This is a genomic window from Halobacteriovorax sp. RT-2-4 (assembly GCF_047085445.1).
In the GTDB taxonomy this organism is placed as follows: domain Bacteria; phylum Bdellovibrionota; class Bacteriovoracia; order Bacteriovoracales; family Bacteriovoracaceae; genus Halobacteriovorax_A.
The window spans coordinates 1,934,467-1,950,275 of sequence record NZ_JBKIXY010000001.1 but is presented as its reverse complement, the minus strand read 5'-3'; the positions used below and the strand labels follow the sequence as shown (position 1 = coordinate 1,950,275).

Below are 15,809 nucleotides of genomic sequence, written 5' to 3'. Positions count from 1 at the left end.
ATAATCCCGCTCTAAAAATTAATAATTGAAATCATTAAATTTATAATCTTTAAACTTAACACCACGTTGAATTCTTTTTTCAAGCATTTTAGTTCCCATATTCCTCATACTTTTTTTAAGATTTATAGAGTAATCTAGTACTTCAATTTGCTTTTCTTGAAACTTATCAATTAATTCAATGTTTCTAACACTCAAAATTCGGCCCTTAGTTTTTAATATCCATCTATCATTTATAGAATCAAAGTCGAATTCACCAACATCTGAAAGCTTAAGTGTGTTTAAATCAATTGCATTGTTATTTAATTCAATAATATCAGTAACACGCCAATCACCAGTAGTTGATCCAGATCCTGTTCTAAGATCCCAGTCCGTCGTACTAGTCCCGCCACCACGTGCTGTAAAGTTTTGTCCCAATGCATTTAGGTTAAATAGTAATACAAATAATATAATTTTTCTCATACGAGCTCCTAAAGTAGTTTAACTAATGCAGAGTAAGCAATTAGATCTTCGCCGACATTATTCGGATCCATCATAATTTTTTTCATGTTGTAGTTATACTCAGCTGTTAATTCATTTAAAAGAGGAACAACCTTCTCTTTATTTATAGACTCTACCCATAAACAATTAGTGCATTGCTTATTTCTATTTGTAACGAGCGCTTCATCAGCCATTTCTTTATATATATTCGACTGTATTTTCGCAGATGTATAAAGACTATAGGTTGTATCCTCTAGATTTAGATAAAAACGTCCATCTTTGTTTATAAATACACCATCTGCAGCTAGCTTCATAAACACTTTATGCCCTTCTCTTCCATACTCTTGAAGAATAAAGTTTTCACTTAATCCTGCTTTAGAATTAGCTCTCAACATCATCTTGTAAGTTGCAATTTCCTGAAAATACTTATCAGTCGTTGGCAGTTGTTCTTTTAAGCTCGCCGTTTCCTGAAAATGCCCATACAAACTTTCATGCACTTCCGGGAAGTACTCACGTACAAACTCAGCTGTCTCTTTCTTTGAGCACAAGCCGTTGAGGACTGTGACACAAATATCGAGTCCAGGGTTTTTAACATCACCCATTTCTAGTCGATGAAATGTTGAAGGTGGAAGTCCAAGCCTTCTAGCAATTTGATTGCTACTTAAGCGGGAGTGCTCTTTTTTGTATTTTCTGATCTTGTCCCGCAAAACTTCGTTAACCGAAGGTCTTTCTAAAAAAACCTTGTCCATTCTGCTCTCCTCTCTCTATTAATCCCAATGTTGTTTAGTAGTTCTTCATACAACAGAATCCAATAGAATTTATGAACACTGTAAAAACTATTAATAAAACTTATTGTTAAGTATTTGATGGGACATAAATAAAATTTCGTAAGTGAAATTTCTCGATTTTTTCGAAAGTGGAATGATTTATTTCAAATTGGAATAACTGATACTGTAAGTAGCTGTAATTATGACAGGACAACTATAAAATAATTACTATTAATGGAGTATCTTACTGAATTTACTGTAATGAAAAGTATTTTTTTGCAACTAAAAGTGAGATTAGAAATTCTCTATCCTCATCCTTAAACTGCTCTACCCACTCATTTGCATTTTTAGTGATGAGCTTTGCTTCTTCTGGATGTGCTAAATAATATTCGATTTTCTCTGGTAGATCAGAGTAGTCATCTTTCACTTCTACATAGTGCTTGCCGGCCACTAATCTACCTTCCATGAACCAAGTTTCATATTTAGGTTTCGACATAATGCAAAGAGAGTTAGAAGACATGGCCCACTTTAAATTTGTAGCAACATCATTACCTTCCATACATAGTATGAATTTATAATGAAGTTGATCTTCAATACTTAGAAAATCTTTAAGCCAAGCAACATCTTTTTTAGGTGCTGTTTGTCCGATATCGCATAGTGGATGATCGTAGAACTGCTTAATGACAATATCTCGATGTGGCATTGTATTAGTTCCACGCCATACAACTTTATCAAGCTTCTCTTCAAATGAGATTTTGTCTTGTATGAAATTAAAGTGCCTCACTTTATTAAGTTTTAAAACAACAGAGTTCTCATTGTCGACAACAGGCCTACTCTTTACGATAGTTGGAATTGTTGGTGCTTCAATGACATCACCTGCTTCATAACGAAACATATAATTGCCAGAGAAGTTTCTAATGATCTCAAGAATATCAAAGTAGTATGTTGTACCATCTACTTTTTTAAAATCTTTAATTTTTAATGCGTGAGGAATATGTCTTCTATTTGTATTTTCATTTTCGAGCTCTAACTTAAATGGTTCTTTTAACTTATTATAATAGCTGACTCGATCTTCAATATATTGATCTGGCGTTTGCTCATAAGCACTTAAGATTTTACGTGCTTTGCTTTGATACCAGCATTTTGGAATCAGAAATTTAAAAGCATTTTTTATATAATAGAAGTGTTTCATTTATTTATAAAATACCAAAAATCTTTCTAAGTCTTAAATTAATTACGTTAAAGAAAGCTTCAAAAATAATTCCGCCACCCATCTTTGATTGTCCATCACGACGTTCATAGAAAATGATTGGAACTTCTTTTACTGAAAGACCTTTTGCCCAAACCTTATAATTAAGCTCTAGTTGAAAGATATATCCATTAGAAATTATTCCATCTAGATTCAGAGATGATAGAGCTTTTCGTGTAAAACACTTAAATCCACCAGTCGTATCTTGAACAGGAATACCTGTCATGAATCTCGTATAAATTGAAGCACAGTATGATAGTAATAGTCTTCTAAACGGCCAATTGATAATTCTAATTCCATCAATATAGCGTGAACCGATGACAAGATCATTTTCTTGAGCAGCAGCTAAAAGATCTTTTACTGAGTCTGGATCATGAGAAAAATCACAGTCCATTTCAAAGACAAAATCGTACTCTCTTTCAAGGGCCCACTTAAACCCTGTGATATATGCAGTTCCTAGACCAAGCTTTCCTTTTCTTTCAATGATGTGAAGATTTGAATTTGTTTCCATTTTCTTCTTCACGATATCGGCCGTTCCATCTGGTGAGCCATCTTCAATAATAAGTAGAGATACCTTTGGGTATTTTTCAAAGATAGTATCGATCATGCGCTCGATATTCATGATTTCATTATAAGTAGGAATGATAATTAACGACTTGTTCCAAGGCAGTTGATTCACTGATTTCTCCATAATTTATGAGGATTCAAGATATCGTTTATTGCACCAATTTTCCAGAGTTTTTAGCCTTAAATACGATCTCCATCTCAAGCCCACACGCCTTGGCATACTTATTTAAAGTCGATAATTTTAAATCAAGACGACTTTCAATTTTTGAAACATCCGGCTGATCAATACCAATAAGATCAGTTTGTTTCAAACCGAGTGATTTTCTTAAGGCCTTAAGGTCAATGTCATAGTAATCGTTTTGTTTGATGGCCGTCTTGGCATACTCAAAAAACTCGAGGTCTAAGTTGTCATAACTCATTAAGTTTCTCCCTGTTTCATCCGTAAAACAGATATTGATTTCTTATAATTATAACATGAATCAAATTTTGTGCGACTATTCCTTACAATGCATATCGAAGCACTCAAGTATTCACTCTAGTGAATATAAATCACGGCCTTCAATCTAATATGTACTTAAGTGCATATATCTAAGCATTATCCACAAAATATTCACTTGTGTGCATAAAACGTAAATATGAAGTTTGTATATGCACTCCAAGGAATAAAAATTATGCATTAAACTGAATATTTTTTCTTACTTATATAATTCGATATACTTTTGTGCGCTTAATTCCCAAGAAAATCTATTCAAGTTCTCTCTACACTTGGCTTCCCAAGTACTAGCGTCAAACGTCTCCATTGTAGACTTGTATAAATTCTGCATCGAATCAGCATCGAATGATTCAAAAGCAATAGCTGCATCACCACCAATTTCTGGAAGAGAAGTCTTATTACTTATAAAAACTGGTTTATTAAAATACTGAGCTTCAAGAACAGGAAGGCCAAATCCCTCAAGAAGGCTTGTCATAAAAAAGGCCTTGCAATTCTCATATAACCAAGATTTTTCACCTTCTGAAACCTTTCCGATTAGAAATACACGATCAGAGATACCTAGCTCTTTTGCTCTTTCAACTAGTTCACTAGCGTACCCAGTTGAATTATCACCTGCGATAATAAGCTTTAAATCTGGATTAGCTTCGATTAGTGGATAGATAGCGTGAATATTCTTCTTTGGGAGAAGCTTAGAAATGGTGAATAAAAAATCACCTTCAAAATTGAAATCAGGCTTCTTCGGCTCAGAACTTAAATCGAGTGTAAGCCCATTGTAAATTATATGATTTTCAATATTCGATATATCAAAATACTTTTCAAAATCTTTCTTTGTACTTTCAGAAATAAAAGTCAGAATGTCCGTATACTTCAATTTTTTTTCAATATACTTCATGTAAGACTCTACCTTATTTTTTCGGTGAGCTCTTTGATGAATATAATTTAAATCATGAACCGTTAAGATCGTCTTCTGCTTCTTACTATAAGGAAAATATGATGAATCCTGATGAGTCGAATGCCACACCTTAGCTTTAGGCAGAAACAACCCCAGTTTTTGTAAAGGATTTGTATAAAAAAGAGTGTCATCCTTTGAAAACAAATCAGCGCTAGAGCGATCAATCAGATAGCTCGCTTTAGTCATAGAAGAAATATTCTTATATAAATGATGCGAGAATTGCCCAAGGCCTGAGTGAAAATCCTTAAGTCTTTCTAAATCGATAATTACATCATTCATTAAGCTTATTCCTCGCTAGCCTATCAGTTACAAGACTCATATTAAAAGCTAGTAAAATGAAAGCAAACATTACAGTTTGATTAAAAACATCGAATTGCGCACAGACAAAAGCATTTACGACAAGTGCTAGGGTCGATTTTGTAAATGCAGAAGGACTTACTAAAGTTACGTATCCCCATGAAAAAAACCAGCCACAAAATGCTAATAAGCCGAAGATACCAATATCGGCAGCAATTTCTAAGAATGTGTGGTGGATTCTTTCTGGATAAAATAAATTTTCAATCTTGTATTCTTTGGCAACTCTAGGTACTTCGTTTACTGATTGGCGATAACCAAATCCTAACCACGGCTTTTCCTTAAAAATAACTACACCAGATTTATAAAGCGCTATTCTATGTAAAGTAGAATCGTTCTTTAATGTTAGCATTCTAACTGAATCACTATAACTAGTGTTACTAATCACAATCATTGTCCCAACCAAAATAGCTAAGAATCCAAAAATTATAAATGCAAGTTTTTTACTTTTGAAATAGATCCCCACACTCAAACTTGCCAATAGTGACAACAGTGCACCTCTAGTTTTTGATGTCAGTACTCCAACAACAGACAAAACAGAAAGAGTGATACTAAATATTTTATTCTTCTTATCTAAGTTTAATAGAAAGATAAATGAAATTGCCAAACTAGCTGTGAAAGAACTTATATATGCAAATTTTGTAATATGAATTGAGCCAGCCATTCGCACACCGCGCAATAAGGCAAAAATACTTCCTTCTATTTGATAAACTTGATAAAGACCATAAGCAAATGAAAGACCAAAACATACTACGAAAAATCGAAGATAGTATTTTTTAAAAAGGTTCTTTAAATCGTTTTTACGAGAGAAGAAAAAATAGAAAGGATAATAACTCAACGCGCCAAACAGGAAATAACGAGCTTTTTTGATAGCCTTTAAAGCTAGTGCTATGTCAGGTATAACAATCATACTTGAAATACAAGCAATGATAAAAGTTAGAATAAGGAACTTATTTGGAATTGGTAATCTAATTTTGTGCTTAACAACAAGGGGGACTGATAAAATAATTGAAAAAAAGATTAATAAATCAGCTACTCCTATTAATGTAGGTGAAAAACAAATTCCAATAGTTGTGAAAATAATACTAAAAAAAATGAGAAGATTCATAAGATGATGTTAAATCTTCCAAATTACGTTAGTAAAGCTATTATTGTTTCATTTACTAAATAGCTTCTGATAATATCTATTTCTATGAATTTAAAAGAATTTATTAAAAACTCAATTGAACTTGAATATTTTGAGGGTTTACTTTCTCAGTTAAACGAGAGAGCTGAACAGCTTACTATTGCTACTCCTGATAATGACACAGGAGTCTACCCTACTGCTATAGCTCCAAGAAAGCTTCTTCGAGATGAACTACCTTTTCATTCATATGAAGACATCAAACAACGCTACTCAACAAAGGAGATTGTTGACTGTACTCTTTGGCTTAGGAAGATGCATGGTGGACTCGGATCAAGCCTTGATCGTTCGGACTACTTAAAAAAGTATGGACGTACAACACCAGGCTCAAAGTCAACCGATCTCTATCTTGAAACTAAAGAATTTGGAGCAATTAGCCTTGCAGAAGCACAAATTATTCAGGCTTCAAAGAAAACAAGCTCATTCAAGAAAGTGGTCCTACAGGACCTAGTTAATAATGAAGTTAAACCTATTCTTGATGTACTGTGGAAGAAACACACTAGCTTACTAAACGAAAGTTTCACACGTCTTGAACCTGTTGTTCAACAAAAGCTGCCTACCATTAAAAATGGAGAGCTTACAACTGAGCATCTTGCTCCTGCTGGTCATGGAATTTTTGGTTATGAAGTTTTTAAAGGACCGCGGCCTGAAGGAGACAATCTAATTGCATGTATAGGAAATGGTGAAGACTTAAGCTCAACTCCAGATCGTGCTATCGTTAATTGGATGCTCACAGAGAATATTCCAGTTGTTATGGTTACAACGACTAAAACAGAAAGAGATATGAAGGGTGGTCAAATCGCTCTAAAGACAGAGGGCGATAAAACCTATCTTACAATTATTGAAAAAGCCCAAGCTGAACAAGCTGGCCAATTAGAATATTTTGAAAAGCTTGGACTTCGTGAAGAAGATGATGACGCTTTTTTTAATACGAATTTAGTACTCGTTAATTTTAATGCAGTTAAAGATTATAAAATAGCACTTCCTGATTTGATCAAAAATCAAAAAGGTGAGTTTTTACAACTTGAAGGTGCGATGGGTTCGGTGCTCTTGAACTCGGATCGGTTGGCCCGATTGATAGACAAGAAATTTGTCCATATTTTAAATGTTAACAGAGAGAATAGAGGAAAGTTTTTTAATCCTATAAAATCAAAAGATGACTTTGAATATATTATCTCTAACCTAAAACTAAATGAACAAATTTTTCATTTTATAAAAGAATAAAAAAGGGTTACTGACTCAACACGATAGTGAGTCACTGGTTTGTTATGATTCAATATTTTTTAATATTTTTACTCTCTTTCCTTGTATCTTATTTTACAATGCCAATCCTTATAAAATTTGCAAATCAAGCTACTATATTTGCAAATCCAAATGAGCGTTCATGTCATACACAAAAAATACCTAACCTAGGTGGAATTGGAATTTTTCTAGGTATGATGTTTTCTATAATGCTAATTACACCAAATAATGAGTTTGCAAACTTACAATATCTTCTTGTCACACAAATGATAATTTTCTTTCTAGGATTAAAGGATGACATTTTTATCCTATCTGCGAGAAATAAGTTAGCTATTCAAGCAATATGCGCAATTATTCTCATGGTATTAGCAAAAGCAAAAATTACAAACTTTTATGGAACACTGGGAATATATGAACTAGACCCTTTAGAGTCTTATATTTTTACATTTATAACAATAATTGGTCTTGTAAATGCATTTAACTTGATTGATGGTATAAATTGGCTAGCTGGTTTAATCGCAATATCTACTTGCTCTTTTTTAAGCTTCTGGTTTATAACAAATGAATTTTCACTATTTGGTTCAATTGCCTTATCTATAATTGGTTCAGTAATTGCATTTCTCATTTATAATAAAACACCAGCAAAAATATTTATGGGAGATACAGGATCCTTACTACTTGGCCTCACTATTACATATTTAATTATTAAATTCATTAATTTAAATCATTCTTCAGAGAGTTTGAACTTTTCGTTTCGATCTGCACCTACAATTGCAATAAGTTTATTTTTTATTCCAATTCTTGATACGTTAAGAGTCTTCATTATAAGGATTTCCAAAAGAAAAAGCCCATTCACTCCGGACAAGAATCATATACACCATATTCTTCTTAAGAGAGGATATAGCCATATCAAGAGTTCAATCATCTTATTTTTAGTAAATACGATATGTATTATTATTTGTGTTTTACTAAATCAAATAAGTGGAAAAATTATTATCCCTACATTATTCGTTGTTACTTATACTGCTGTTAATCTCTTACTAATTAGAAATTTTAATAAAACCAATAAATCATCAATTCTTGAAAATTGAAAAAGAGTCAACTATGAATCAATTCGAACTACTTAAAAATAATCTTCTAGAAAATCAATATACTTGGACAGTAACTGGCTGTGCAGGTTTTATTGGATCTAACATTACAGAAACACTTTTAAAACTGAATCAAAAAGTTATCGGCTTAGATAATTTCTCGACAGGTCACCAGCATAATTTAGATGAAATTAGAGATAGTATCACAAAAGAACAATGGGATAATTTCTCATTTATTAATGGTGACATAAGAAATAAAGAAACATGTATTAAGGCCGTAGAAGACTCAGACTATGTAATACACCAAGCAGCTCTTGGTTCTGTCCCACGCTCTATAGCTGATCCGATTAATACTAATGAAAATAATATTAGTGGGTTTTTAAATATGTTAAATGCATCGAAAGATGCAAAAGTAAAAAGTTTTACTTACGCTTCTAGCAGTTCAGTATATGGAGACCACCCTGATCTACCAAAAATTGAACATAAGATTGGAGAGCCTCTCTCACCTTATGCATTAACGAAGCTAACAAATGAAAAATATGCTGAAGTCTTTGCGAAAACATATGGTTTTTATGCCGCAGGATTGAGATACTTTAATGTTTTCGGAAAACGACAAGATCCAAATAGTGCATACGCTGCAGTAATTCCAAAATGGACATCTTCATTAATAAATAATGATGAACTTTTTATTAATGGAGATGGAGAGACAAGTCGAGATTTTTGCTACATAGAGAACGTGGTTCAAGCTAACTTACTGGCGGCAACAACAAAATATAAAGAGTTCCCAGGTGCATTCAATATCGCGCTTGGAGATAGGACGACATTAAATGAACTCCTCTCTCTTCTAGGAAAACATTTAAAAAACAACGATATATTAAGTCAATCAGTCATCACTAAAAGAGATTTTAGAGCAGGTGACGTACGTCATTCACAAGCTGATATAAGTAAAGCAAAAACTATTATCGGTTATGAACCATTAGTTAGAATTGATGAAGGAATTCAAGAAGCAGTTCCTTGGTACATCAAACAATTCAAAGGCTAGGAATGAAATTATTAATCGTTGGCGCAAATGGAATGCTAGGTAACACACTCTATCGTTACTTCAGCAATAAATATGAGACAATCGCGACATCACGTTCTAAGAGCTGGTCAAAAGATGCTCTTGAAGGTTATGATATAAGTGACCTTGAAAAATTTGATAAGCTTCTAAACGAATTCAAACCAGATATAGTACTTAATTGTGTTGGTATAATTAAACAACTCAAAGATTCTAAAGATAGTATTATATCAATTAGAGCGAACGCTCTTTGGCCACATCAGTTATTAGAAATATGTAAAAAACACAAAGCCAAAATGATTCATTTTAGTACAGACTGTGTTTTCACAGGAAAAGTTGGAAACTATCATGAAACAGATACGCCCGATTCAGTAGACCTTTACGGTACCACGAAAAGACTTGGTGAAGTCGTTAATGATTTAAATGCCTTAACATTGAGAACCTCTATAATAGGACATGAAATCAACACATGCGTTTCATTAGTAGATTGGTTTTTATCACAAAAAAATGAATGTAATGGATTTAGCAAGGCTATCTATTCAGGTTTCCCTACTATTTCGATAGCTAAGATAATCGACGAATACTTAATTGAGAAGCTAATGAAGAACGAAATACATGGTCTCTACCATCTATCTAGTGATCCAATTAACAAGTATGACTTATTAAACATAATTGCTAAAAAATACAATAAGAATATTACAATTCATAAAGATGAAGAATTTGAAATAGACAGAAGTCTTAACTCAGATAAGCTGAGGCAACTGATTCATTTTAAGCCTAGGAGCTGGGATGAATATGTAGCAGAAATGCATCAAGACTATCAAAACTTAAAAGACAAAAGGAAAGAGCAATGCCTTTAAAAGTCATGACTATCGTGGGAACTAGACCAGAAATTATTAAACTGAGTCGAGTAATTCCATTAATAGATAAATTTTTCGATCACATTCTTGTACATACTGGACAGAATTACGATTATGAACTTAATGAAGTATTCTTTAATGACTTAGGGATTAGACAACCTGATCACTTTCTTAACGCTGCAAAAGGTAGTGCGATAGAGTCAATAGCAGAAATTATTAAAGCAAGCGGTGAAGTTTTAGAAAAAGAAATGCCTGATGCTCTTTTACTCTATGGCGATACAAACAGCTGCCTTTCTGTACTAGCAGCAAAAAAATTGAAAATCCCAATTTTCCATATGGAAGCTGGAAATAGATGCTTTGATCAACGTGTTCCAGAAGAAATCAATAGAAAAATCGTAGACCATCTTTCAGATATTAATTTTGTACACTCAGAGCATTCTAGAAGGTATTTAATAGATGAGGGACTAAGGCCAGAGCAAATAATTAAATCAGGAAGCCCTATGACGGAAGTTTTAAATAAATTCCTACCAAGTATTAATAAAAGTAAAATTCTTGATAAACTTAAACTCTCTAAAAAGGACTACTTTTTAGTAAGCGTACACAGAGAAGAAAATCTTGATAATCCTGAAAACTTTAAAGATCTTTTAGATTCTTTAAACACAGTAGCTACAAGCTTCAATAAACGAATTATCGTCTCTACACATCCAAGAACAAGGAAAAAGCTAGAATCCCTTAATGATACTTCGTTTAACCCTCTAATAGAATTCATGAAGCCAGTTGGGTACTTCGATTACAATAATTTACAAATAAATTCCTTATGTACTATTTCTGATAGTGGTACTATAACTGAAGAATCCAGCCTTCTTAAGTTTCCTGCTATTACTATCAGGCAAGCCCATGAAAGACCAGAAGGGATGGATGCTGGAACATTAATTATGTCAGGTTTAAAACCAGATGACGTAATTAATTCAATAAATATTGCCATTGAGCAATCAAGAGAATTTAAAAACAGCGATATTGAAGATTATTCAAATCAAAATATATCGTATCAAGTAATCAAAGTAATTCAAAGCTATACTGGCTATATAAACAGAACAACTTGGAAAAAAACTCTATAATAGAGAGGACAATATGTTTAAAAATAAAACTTTATTAATTACTGGTGGAACAGGATCATTTGGTAATGCAGTTCTTGATCGCTTCTTGGATACTAATTTAAATGAAATTCGTATTTTTTCTAGAGATGAAAAAAAACAAGATGATATGCGAAAGAAGTATAATAATGAGAAAATTAAATTCTATATTGGAGATGTTAGAGATTTCCAAAGCATCAACTCTGCAATGATTGGTGTGGATTATGTTTTTCATGCAGCAGCGCTAAAACAAGTACCTTCTTGTGAATTTTATCCGCTAGAAGCAGTTAAGACAAATATACTTGGAACAGAAAATGTACTTACAGCTGCCATTAATAATGAAGTTAAAAAAGTTATTTGCCTAAGTACTGACAAGGCTGTTTATCCAATCAACGCTATGGGTATGAGCAAGGCCCTCATGGAAAAGACATTTGTAGCTAAAGCAAGAAGCATTGGAAATAACTCAAAGACTACTATCTGTGGTACTAGGTATGGAAATGTAATGGCTTCAAGGGGATCTGTAATTCCTCTTTTTATCTCTCAGATTGAGGAAGGTAAACCTATTACAATCACTGATCCAAACATGACACGTTTTATGATGTCACTGGAAGAAGCTGTAGAACTTGTAATATTTGCTTTTAAGAATGGAGAAAATGGTGACATTTTCGTTCAAAAATCTCCAGCAGCAACAATTAAGACTTTAGCGGAAGCTGTTAAGGTCTTCAAAAACTCACCTGAGACAAATATCAACATTATCGGTACACGCCACGGTGAAAAACTCTATGAAACTCTATTAACAAGAGAAGAAATGGTAAATGCTATAGAGCTAGAGCGATATTACAGAATTATCCCAGATAGTCGTAGTCTTAACTATGAAAAGTACTTTGATAATGGCCAAGAAAATATATCAGAAGCTACAGAATATAATTCTCATAATACAGAAAGACTTGATACAAATGAAATGCTAGGACTACTTAAAAGCTTGAAGGAACTAAAATAGTGTTAACAATTAAGAAATATATTATTTCTTACAGCTATTCACATATTCATTCCTCAGCAGGGACTCGTGTTAGATTACTTAACTCGAAGTATCTCAAGAATAATAACTGGAATATTGTTACAAGTAGACTTTCAACGATTTCGGAGGACAATGTTATCGTTATCCCTTCACTTGTGGATAAATTATTCAAACCTATTTCTTACAAGAATACGGAGTCTAAAAGAACTCTCAAAAAGATATTTAATAATTTACTTTGGCCTGATAGAGGGATCTTCTGGTCTATAAAAGTAATCATATATTTCGTAGGTAAATTATTATTTGAGAAAGAAAAAATAAGAATAGTTGGAGTAGGGTATCCCTTCAGTTCTATACTTTGTAGTGCCATTATTAAGTCATTTTTTAAAAACAAAGTGCACTTTACAGCGCACTTTATCGATGGTTTCTATCTAACAAGTAAAGACAGTTCTAATATTCTAAGAAGAAAAATAAATTATCTGACAGAGAAATTTGTACTAAAAAACTCAGACCACGCGATTGTTTGCGAAGATAAAATTAAAGAATTCAAAAAATGCTTCAATCAATTTGTTAACAAAACAACATTTGTACCAACAATGATAGGTATAGATACTGACTTAAGATCTTTCAATTCTCCGTACAATAACAATAAACATGATTATCATTTCTTTGGTGGTTCTCTCTATAGAAAGATAAGAAATCCAGAAAAAGTTATAGAGATATATAAACACTTGCAAAATACTATCTTTACAATTGCTGGTAATCTAAATGATTGTTCAAGTATGGTCAAAAGCAGTGGCCACTTGGAATACGTAGGAAACTTATCACAAGAAAATTTAATTAATTACATTCAACACAGTAATATTCTTATCAATATAGACAATCAAACATCTATAGAACAGTCTCCAGGGAAAATTGTTGAATACATGGCTTTTCAAAAACCTATTATAAACTACTATAAGAATTCTTCTTTAAGTAAATCTATTCTTGAAAAGTATGATTTATGTAAAGCAAGTTTAAGCATTGATATTGAAGAACCTATAGATACAAATCTTGAAAAAATCAATAACTTTATTAAATCTACTCAAAATCTTAATGGTAGACTTTATAGTACACCGGATACATTAGAGTTAACTTATAATTTGTATAATAGAGATACAAACTAGTGAAAAAAGACTTACTCTACACATTATCAGGTAATGCCACATTACAAGTTACATCCATTATATCTTCGATAATCATTTCAATCTACTATACACCTAAAGATCTAGGTAATTACTCTTTATTATTATTAATAAGCTCAATATTAGCGACACTCTATACACTAAGATCTGAAACTTTAATTATAATCGAACCTGATGATAAGCAAGCTAAGAATTTCTACCACTTTGCACAAAACTTATCATTCATAATGTTTATCATTACAACCATAGTATGCTTACTTATTGTCCTAATTTTAAATGATTATTACTTCTATATATTTTTACCTTTCTTAGCATTTGTTACTTCTAATCAATTAATAGAAAGGGAAACATATTTTCGAAACTCTGAGTTTAAGCAAGAAGCAATAATATCAGGAGTAAGAGGCTTAATTAACAATATATTACAATTGGCTTTTAAAAATATTCCAAACTCATTAATCCTGTCGAAACTTATTTCAGAAACGACTTACATTATTCAAAGTAATTTAAAAAATAAATTTAACATTAAATTTTCAATCATTAAAACGATTGAAACATACAGAGCAAACACCACTGCATTATTAAATTTAACTGCAAATAGAATTCTTCAAAACATTTCAAATAATGGCTTCTATTATATTACAACAATCTTTTTCGGATTAACCAAACTTGGTTTGGTCACTCTCGCAACAAAAGTAATACAACTGCCGGCAAACTTTATGGGCGAAGGTTTATCTAAGATATTTGAAAAGTATCAACTTAATAAAGATAAGAATGAATTCAAAAATTTCACCATTAGGTTTTATTTCACAATACTCGCTATTTCACTTATTACGGGATTTTCAATAGGTACCGTATCATATTTTAATTTTTTTAATATTTTGCCTAGTAAATGGAGCACAGTTTCAGGGATGGCCCTTATATTATCCCCTATCGTTATTGCAAATATCACTAACGCCTTTATAATTAGCTGTTTTAAAATAAAGAAAAAACTAACATTATTTAATAAAATAGAATTATCAGAAAGTTTTATTAAAGGAATTGTTTTAATCTATCTAGGTTATAATAGTGATTTTAATTATTACTTATTAAGCTACTCTATACTTAGTATTTGTTTTCATTTTATAAAAGTTATTTTTTTATATAAGGTGATAATTGAATGAAGATATTGAAAAACCCAACTTTTTATTACCTAGCATTACCAATGATTTTACCACATGGCTTAAATTTTAACCAAGAGGCACATAATACATTGGCTCCTAAGTATATTTTCATTACGACATTTATCTTCTTACTATTTACAACATTTAATAAAATTAAAGAATTTAAAACAAATGACTATATACAATTAATATCATTAATTATCATATCAATATGTAGCTATTTCTATACAGGTTTCTTTGAATTAACTTTCATATCGATATTAATGGTAACCTATTCTCTTATAGTGTTAAGAAAAACGGAAATAAATAAAGAAACAAGCTTCAAAATATTAGACTTTATTTTTCCTATCATCATTTTAAAAGGCATCTTTTATAGCTGGTATCAATCTAGAAACTTCGGATTAGGGAATCCTAATCATGCCGGATTTTCACTATGTCTCTATTATTCAATAATGCTCTTCAGAAGAAAGTATCTACATGCACTTATATTAATCTTCTGTTGTTTCTTAACATTATCTTACGGAACAATACTATCCGCTCTTATTATTACAGCTTCATACTTTCTAAATTTTTATAATCTATTTCATAAACAGAAAAAAGTAGTACAAATCCTAGTCGTCATACTAACACCAATAGTAATGACATTTGGTTATAAGTACCTAATTACATTTTCAATGGAAAAATCGAAGCTAATCCAGGGACAAAAACTAGCATTAAAACTTGAAGATAGAGAAGTAAAACACAATACAATTAAAAGAGGTAAGTTTGATATATATCATCCCTCAAAGTTAACAAGAATATATCAATTAGATAAATTCATTGAGAACATTGATAAAAATATAATATTCGGTAATGAAGTTTCATTTATTACAAAGTACAAATTTACAATACACAATGCACTTTTCGGAAATATAGTTATAATCGGAGGATTAGCAACTCTGTTTTATACATTAATTTTAATGAATTGTTTTTCGAACCAGTTATTTATTCTAGCAAGCCTATCTCCATTTTTTGCGTTCGACACACCG

Annotated in this window: 15 protein-coding genes; 8 read left to right on the top strand and 7 right to left on the bottom strand. The window is 31.7% G+C overall.

Translation table 11 applies throughout. The features are described 5' to 3' along the window. Positions 1-18 precede the first annotated feature (18 nt). The 7 genes from ACMAYL_RS09370 to ACMAYL_RS09340 all read right to left on the bottom strand — a co-directional run bounded on the left by ACMAYL_RS09370 (position 19) and on the right by ACMAYL_RS09340 (position 5,967). The gene (locus ACMAYL_RS09370; RefSeq protein ID WP_412471023.1) at positions 19-459 is read right to left on the bottom strand and encodes a hypothetical protein; all 441 of its coding nucleotides are present in this window, start codon (positions 457-459) and stop codon (positions 19-21) included. An 8-nt stretch (positions 460-467) separates the two neighbouring features. Beyond that, complete coding sequence (locus ACMAYL_RS09365) at positions 468-1,226, bottom strand: hypothetical protein (protein ID WP_392910837.1); 759 nt, start codon at positions 1,224-1,226, stop codon at positions 468-470. 271 nt (positions 1,227-1,497) lie between these two features. Further along, positions 1,498-2,436, bottom strand: a complete 939-nt coding sequence (locus ACMAYL_RS09360; RefSeq protein WP_412463521.1) for a glycosyl transferase family 90 — start codon at positions 2,434-2,436, stop codon at positions 1,498-1,500. Between the two features lie 4 nt (positions 2,437-2,440). Then, positions 2,441-3,163 (bottom strand): polyprenol monophosphomannose synthase, encoded by a 723-nt coding sequence (locus tag ACMAYL_RS09355; protein ID WP_412471064.1) that lies wholly within the window; start codon positions 3,161-3,163, stop codon positions 2,441-2,443. A 46-nt stretch (positions 3,164-3,209) separates the two neighbouring features. Continuing rightward, on the bottom strand, positions 3,210-3,479 hold the full coding sequence (locus tag ACMAYL_RS09350) for a helix-turn-helix domain-containing protein (protein WP_199177559.1): 270 nt from the start codon (positions 3,477-3,479) through the stop codon (positions 3,210-3,212). A 276-nt stretch (positions 3,480-3,755) separates the two neighbouring features. Next, a complete protein-coding gene (locus tag ACMAYL_RS09345) occupies positions 3,756-4,784 on the bottom strand; it encodes a glycosyltransferase family 4 protein (RefSeq protein WP_412471022.1) in 1,029 nt (342 codons plus the stop codon). Next, a complete protein-coding gene (locus tag ACMAYL_RS09340; RefSeq protein ID WP_412471021.1) occupies positions 4,777-5,967 on the bottom strand; it encodes an O-antigen ligase family protein in 1,191 nt (396 codons plus the stop codon). The genes ACMAYL_RS09345 and ACMAYL_RS09340 overlap by 8 nt, the downstream gene beginning before the upstream one ends. An 84-nt stretch (positions 5,968-6,051) precedes the next feature. On the opposite strand from ACMAYL_RS09340, the gene ACMAYL_RS09335 reads away from it, so the two are divergent. From ACMAYL_RS09335 to ACMAYL_RS09300, 8 genes are all read left to right on the top strand, one after another. Further along, on the top strand, positions 6,052-7,266 hold the full coding sequence (locus ACMAYL_RS09335; protein ID WP_412471020.1) for a UTP--glucose-1-phosphate uridylyltransferase: 1,215 nt from the start codon (positions 6,052-6,054) through the stop codon (positions 7,264-7,266). A gap of 44 nt (positions 7,267-7,310) precedes the next feature. After that, complete coding sequence (locus ACMAYL_RS09330; RefSeq protein WP_412471019.1) at positions 7,311-8,375, top strand: glycosyltransferase family 4 protein; 1,065 nt, start codon at positions 7,311-7,313, stop codon at positions 8,373-8,375. A 13-nt stretch (positions 8,376-8,388) separates the two neighbouring features. Then, positions 8,389-9,414: an SDR family oxidoreductase gene (locus ACMAYL_RS09325; RefSeq protein WP_412471018.1), complete on the top strand. Its 1,026-nt coding sequence runs from the start codon at positions 8,389-8,391 to the stop codon at positions 9,412-9,414. 2 nt (positions 9,415-9,416) lie between these two features. Beyond that, the gene (locus tag ACMAYL_RS09320) at positions 9,417-10,289 is read left to right on the top strand and encodes a dTDP-4-dehydrorhamnose reductase family protein (protein WP_412471017.1); all 873 of its coding nucleotides are present in this window, start codon (positions 9,417-9,419) and stop codon (positions 10,287-10,289) included. Next, positions 10,280-11,407 carry a non-hydrolyzing UDP-N-acetylglucosamine 2-epimerase gene (wecB, locus tag ACMAYL_RS09315; protein ID WP_412471016.1) on the top strand — a complete coding sequence of 376 codons (1,128 nt, stop codon included), beginning with the start codon at positions 10,280-10,282 and terminating at the stop codon, positions 11,405-11,407. Before ACMAYL_RS09320 ends, wecB begins: the two co-directional genes overlap by 10 nt. A gap of 13 nt (positions 11,408-11,420) precedes the next feature. Beyond that, positions 11,421-12,422 (top strand): polysaccharide biosynthesis protein, encoded by a 1,002-nt coding sequence (locus ACMAYL_RS09310; protein ID WP_412471015.1) that lies wholly within the window; start codon positions 11,421-11,423, stop codon positions 12,420-12,422. A gap of 173 nt (positions 12,423-12,595) precedes the next feature. Beyond that, complete coding sequence (locus ACMAYL_RS09305) at positions 12,596-13,603, top strand: hypothetical protein (RefSeq protein WP_412471014.1); 1,008 nt, start codon at positions 12,596-12,598, stop codon at positions 13,601-13,603. Beyond that, complete coding sequence (locus ACMAYL_RS09300; protein WP_412471013.1) at positions 13,603-14,781, top strand: hypothetical protein; 1,179 nt, start codon at positions 13,603-13,605, stop codon at positions 14,779-14,781. Before ACMAYL_RS09305 ends, ACMAYL_RS09300 begins: the two co-directional genes overlap by 1 nt. Positions 14,782-15,809: the final 1,028 nt, after the last annotated feature.

Bases quoted from the DNA above. Each gene is read 5' to 3' on its own strand.
- wecB (WP_412471016.1), top strand. From the start codon at position 10,280: ATGCCTTTAAAAGTCATGACTATCGTGGGAACTAGACCAGAAATTATT.
- ACMAYL_RS09335 (WP_412471020.1), top strand. From the start codon at position 6,052: ATGAATTTAAAAGAATTTATTAAAAACTCAATTGAACTTGAATATTTT.
- ACMAYL_RS09310 (WP_412471015.1), top strand. From the start codon at position 11,421: ATGTTTAAAAATAAAACTTTATTAATTACTGGTGGAACAGGATCATTT.
- ACMAYL_RS09325 (WP_412471018.1), top strand. From the start codon at position 8,389: ATGAATCAATTCGAACTACTTAAAAATAATCTTCTAGAAAATCAATAT.
- ACMAYL_RS09340 (WP_412471021.1), bottom strand. From the start codon at position 5,967: ATGAATCTTCTCATTTTTTTTAGTATTATTTTCACAACTATTGGAATT.
- ACMAYL_RS09365 (WP_392910837.1), bottom strand. From the start codon at position 1,226: ATGGACAAGGTTTTTTTAGAAAGACCTTCGGTTAACGAAGTTTTGCGG.
- ACMAYL_RS09360 (WP_412463521.1), bottom strand. From the start codon at position 2,436: ATGAAACACTTCTATTATATAAAAAATGCTTTTAAATTTCTGATTCCA.
- ACMAYL_RS09330 (WP_412471019.1), top strand. From the start codon at position 7,311: ATGATTCAATATTTTTTAATATTTTTACTCTCTTTCCTTGTATCTTAT.
- ACMAYL_RS09370 (WP_412471023.1), bottom strand. From the start codon at position 459: ATGAGAAAAATTATATTATTTGTATTACTATTTAACCTAAATGCATTG.
- ACMAYL_RS09345 (WP_412471022.1), bottom strand. From the start codon at position 4,784: ATGAATGATGTAATTATCGATTTAGAAAGACTTAAGGATTTTCACTCA.
- ACMAYL_RS09350 (WP_199177559.1), bottom strand. From the start codon at position 3,479: ATGAGTTATGACAACTTAGACCTCGAGTTTTTTGAGTATGCCAAGACG.
- ACMAYL_RS09320 (WP_412471017.1), top strand. From the start codon at position 9,417: ATGAAATTATTAATCGTTGGCGCAAATGGAATGCTAGGTAACACACTC.